The sequence below is a fragment of the Mycobacterium sp. TH-M103 genome (assembly GCF_057473785.1).
In genome coordinates this window covers 1-4,389 of record NZ_JBYCLG010000382.1, presented here as the reverse complement: position 1 = coordinate 4,389, position 4,389 = coordinate 1, and the positions used below count along the sequence as shown (strand labels likewise).

4 protein-coding genes and 1 pseudogene are annotated in these 4,389 nt (G+C 68.8%); 3 read left to right on the top strand and 2 right to left on the bottom strand.

The window, feature by feature from the left end; translation table 11 throughout:
- Positions 1-233 precede the first annotated feature (233 nt).
- The gene (locus tag AC2VOR_RS21085) at positions 234-1,151 is read right to left on the bottom strand and encodes an LLM class F420-dependent oxidoreductase (RefSeq protein ID WP_486964455.1); all 918 of its coding nucleotides are present in this window, start codon (positions 1,149-1,151) and stop codon (positions 234-236) included.
- A 64-nt stretch (positions 1,152-1,215) separates the two neighbouring features.
- Positions 1,216-1,893: an SDR family oxidoreductase gene (locus AC2VOR_RS21080; RefSeq protein ID WP_369741576.1), complete on the bottom strand. Its 678-nt coding sequence runs from the start codon at positions 1,891-1,893 to the stop codon at positions 1,216-1,218.
- A gap of 167 nt (positions 1,894-2,060) precedes the next feature.
- Between AC2VOR_RS21080 and modA the strand changes: the two genes are divergently transcribed.
- The 3 genes and pseudogenes from modA to AC2VOR_RS21065 all read left to right on the top strand — a co-directional run.
- Complete coding sequence (modA, locus tag AC2VOR_RS21075) at positions 2,061-2,828, top strand: molybdate ABC transporter substrate-binding protein (RefSeq protein WP_369738549.1); 768 nt, start codon at positions 2,061-2,063, stop codon at positions 2,826-2,828.
- Between the two features lie 8 nt (positions 2,829-2,836).
- Positions 2,837-3,431: pseudogene (locus tag AC2VOR_RS21070) on the top strand (ABC transporter permease subunit).
- A gap of 145 nt (positions 3,432-3,576) precedes the next feature.
- A partial coding sequence (locus tag AC2VOR_RS21065; protein ID WP_486964454.1) for an NAD(P)/FAD-dependent oxidoreductase occupies positions 3,577-4,389 on the top strand: 813 nt, incomplete at its 3' end.

Sequence of the window (4,389 nt, the reverse complement as noted above, 5' to 3'; positions counted from 1 at the left end):
CCCGATGCCGACGCTTGGCTCCAGATGCGCTTTCTGGCTGGGGGCTCATATGTATCTGCTGCTCCTGAGGGGCTCCTTGACGCGCACTGCCAGTCCGCTAATCACGGTAGTCACAGGAGTACCCCCGAATCCAAATCGCAAGCCTGTGCGTTCAACCACACCAGCGTTGTTTTCCCAGTTCGGGCGACGTGATGCTCGTCATGCCGGGGGCCGCCGCGACGATCCCCAGGGCCCTACAGGCCCACGAGCGGACGCAGCACCGCGCCGGCGGCGGCAATCACCCCGGGCGTGTAGAACGGAACGTTGATGATGAGGCTGTCGATGCCCGCGTCGAGCACCTTGGTCTTGAGCTGCTCGGCGACCGATTCGGCGCCGCCAACCACCATGCGCTGGCTCATCTCGGCGGGAACCTGGTCGGGTTTGGCGTTGTCGTCGACGAGCGCGGTGACCAGCATGCTGGTTTCCAGTGTCGCCGGGTCGCGGCCGATCTCCTCGCACTGCTGACGCACCACCTGCAGCTTGCGCGGCACCTCGTCGAACCCGGCGATCACGTTGAGGTGGTCGAAGTGCCGCGCCGCCAACGGGATCGTCTTCTTCTCGCCGCTTCCACCGATCATCAACGGGATGTGCTCGCGGTAGCGGGGGTTGGCCAGCGCCTCCGTCGCGCGATACCACTTGCCCGAGAAGCTCGGCCGCTCGCCCTTGAGCATCGGCAGGATGATCTGCAGCGCCTCGTCGAGCCGGTTGAACCTGTCGGTGAAGGTGCCGAACTCGAAACCGAGCTGGTCGTGTTCGAGTTCGAACCAGCCGGTGCCGATGCCCAAGATGGCCCGGCCCCTGCTCACCACGTCCAGCGTGGTGATGGTCTTGGCCAGCAAGGTGGGGTTGCGGTAGGTGTTGCCGGTCACCAGGGTCCCCAACTGCACCCGCTCGGTGGCGGTGGCCAGCGCCCCCAGGGCGGTGTAGGCCTCCAGCATCGGCTGGTCGGGTGAGCCCAGCATGGGCAGCTGGTAGAAGTGGTCCATCACGAAAACCGAGTCGAAACCGGCCGATTCGGCCTCACGGGCCTGGGCGATCACGGTGGGAAAGAGCTGATCCACCCCTGTGCCGTAGGAGAAGTTGGGAATCTGCAGACCGAGTCGTATAGCCACGCTAGTTACCGTAGCGATCGGCCCACGGCGCCGAAACCGGTGGGACGCGCCAACCGCAACGGGCTCAGGCGAACTGGGTCAACGCGCCGTGGCTGACGTGCAGGGTCTGGCCGGTGATGTGGCGGGCGGCCGGAGTGGTGAGGAACAGCGCCAGGCGGGCGAATTCCGCCGCCACGGGCGGGGGCGTACGCGACAGGCCGTCGTAACCGGGCTGGGCGCTGCGCCCACAGGCGACGGCGTTAACGGTGATCCCGCGCGTGCCGAATACCACGGCCTGCCCGGCGACCCAGCTCGACAGCGCGGCCTTGATGGCGGCGTCGATGCTGCCCGCCGGGGGGTTCTCCGTCACCACCCCGACGATGGACCCGCCGGAGCGCAGATGGTCGCCGACGGCCTGCACGGTCAGCACGGCCGACAGCACTGTCGCGTCGAGGGCGTTGCGCCAGGCCTGCGCGGTGTCGGCGATCGAGTATGTCCGCGGGTCGCCGGCCTCCCAGGACGGGACCGGCACGTGGACGATGGTGTCCAGGTGGCGGGGGAGGAGCCCGCGGGCGTCTTCAAGGCTGGCCGGGTCGGTGGTGTCGCAGACGATCGCGTCCACGTCGAGTTCCTTGGCGGCGATCTCGAGGTCACTGCGGCGCGCGCCCACCAGCGTCACCTTGTGACCGGCGTCGCGGAAACCCTCGGCCACTGTGCGCCCCAGGTCGGTGTCCCCACCGGTGACCAGCACGTCCACTGCCATGACCTCCTCGTGTTCACCGTCGAACCCGCAGACCCGACTCAACTCATGTTACTGGACGGTAGCTAGCCAATGAAATCCCCGGCGCCGCGACGCGCGGGCCAATTGGGTAACTATTCGGCCATCACCGCAATCCCCCCGGGACGCGCACCGCCCGTTAGGGTGCATGCGTGCGTCCGGTCGGGTTCACGGCTTGTCTGGTGTCGGCGGCGCTGCTGGCCGCGCCCGTCGGGTGCGCCCGGAAATCGCCCTCGCCCCGATCCGCCGGATCGGTCGTCGTGTTCGCCGCGGCCTCGCTGAGGCCCCTCTTCACCCAGATCGGACAGCGGTTCAAGGCCGACCATCCCGGCGACGGCGCCGATTTCGAGTTCGCCGGTTCCTCCGAGCTGGCGACGCAGCTGACTCAGGGCGCCCCCGCCGACGTCTTCGCGTCGGCCGACACGGCGCAGATGGACACCGTCGCCACAGCCGGACTGCTGGATGGCGACCCGGCGGGCTTCGCCTCGAACACGCTGGTGATCGTGACCGCTCCCGGGAACCCGAAGAAGACCGCGAGCTTCGCCGACCTGGCCGGGCCGGGCCGGGCCGTGGTGATCTGCCAACCGCCGGTGCCGTGCGGGTCGGCGACCCGACGCATCGAAGACGACACCGGCGTACACCTGACGCCGGTCAGCGAGGAACTCAGCGTGACCGACGTCCTCGACAAGGTCACCACGGGTCAGGCCGACGCCGGGCTGGTGTATGTCTCCGACGCCAAGAGCGCCGGCGACAAGGTGGCGTCCGTCGACTTTCCCGAGGCGGCCAGCGCTGTCAACACCCACCCCATCGCGGTGCTGAAGCATGCGCCGCACCCCGCGGCGGCGCGGCGGTTCGTCGAACTGGTGATGTCCGGTCCCGGCCAGCAAGCGCTGGCCCGGGCGGGGTTCGCTAAGCCCTGACGCCGGCCGTGCCTTCCCCCGTCAACCTGCCGCGCTGGGTGTACGTGCCGGCCGCGGTGGGCACCGTCTTCGTGGTGCTGCCGCTGCTGGCGATCGCGGCCAAGGTCGACTGGCCGAATTTGTGGTCCCTGATCACCAGCTCGTCGTCGAGGACCGCGCTGTTGCTGAGCCTGAAGACCGCGACCGCCAGCACCGTGCTGTGCGTGCTGCTGGGGGTCCCGATGGCGCTCGTGCTGGCGCGCAGCGCGACGCGCCTGGTGCGGCTGATGCGGCCGCTGATGGGGCCGACTACGAGGTGGTCGCGGCGACGCTGGGGGTCCGGCCCAGCGCGGTCTGGTGGCGGGTCACGCTCCCGCTGCTGCGGCCGGGCCTGGTGTCGGGGCGGTGCTGGCGTTCGCGCGTTCACTGGGGGAGTTCGGCGCGACGCTGACGTTCGCCGGTTCGCGGCAAGGGGTGACCCGCACCCTGCCGCTGGAGATCTACCTGCAGCGGGTCACCGACGCCAACGCCGCCGTGGCATTGTCGATCCTGTTGGTGGCGGTCGCGGCGCTGGTGGTGCTGGGCCTGGGGGCGCGCGGACTGACCGCGAACGACGGCAGGTAGCCGCCCGGTTACCGGGTGCCCTTTCCAGGCGCGGGCCGCTGAACGACGATGAACTGAGCCGCCTTTCCCGCTTGATACCCCCAGGGGTACCCTGGGAGCGTCGAGCCGCATCACCGTTGTGGCCTGGTCCGACCGAGGAGCATCAATGGCACGAGTCGTCATCCTCGGCGCTGGCATCGCGGGACACACCGCCGCGCTGCACCTGCGCCGATGGCTATCCCGCAAGCACGAGGTCGTCGTGATTTCGCCCAACGCCGACTGGAACTGGATCCCATCGAACATCTGGGTCGGCGTCGGCCGGATGGAAGCGGACAAGGTGCTGATTCCGCTGAAACCGATCTATGACCGCAAGGGCATCATCTTCCATCAGGCGCGCGCGACCGCGATCCGTCCCGAGGGATCGGGCGGTGAGGCGTCGCCGACGGTGGACTTCACCTATACCGACCCCGAGCACAACGGCCAGACCGGCTCAGTGGTGTACCACTACCTGATCAACGCCACCGGCCCGCAGCTGAACTTCGCGGCCACGCCCGGCCTGGGCCCGGACGGGCACTCTTACTCCGTGTGCACCGCCGACCACGCGATCGAGGCGTCCGCCGCGCTGCACAAGGTGATGGCCAAGATGCGGGCCGGCGAGAAGCAGCGCCTGGTGATCGGCGTGGGACACGGCACCTGCACCTGCGAGGGGGCGGCGTTCGAGTACACCTTCAACGTCGAACACACGCTGCGCGCGGCCGGCCTGCGCGACATGGCCGAGATCGTCTACCTCACCAACGAATACGAGCTCGGCGACTTCGGCGTCGACGGCATGCAGTTCGAGGACAAGGGCTTTCTGCAGTCCAGCCGGATGTGGACCGAGTCGCTGTTCCGCGAGCGCGGCGTCAAGGCCATCACCCAGGCCGCCGTGCACGAGGTGATGGAAGGCAAGCTGCGCTATGAGCAGCTCGACGGCAAGGAG

What these genes read in the sequence shown, in the direction of transcription:
- AC2VOR_RS21080 (WP_369741576.1), bottom strand. Translation starts at nt 1,893, where the DNA reads ATGGCAGTGGACGTGCTGGTCACCGGTGGGGACACCGACCTGGGGCGC.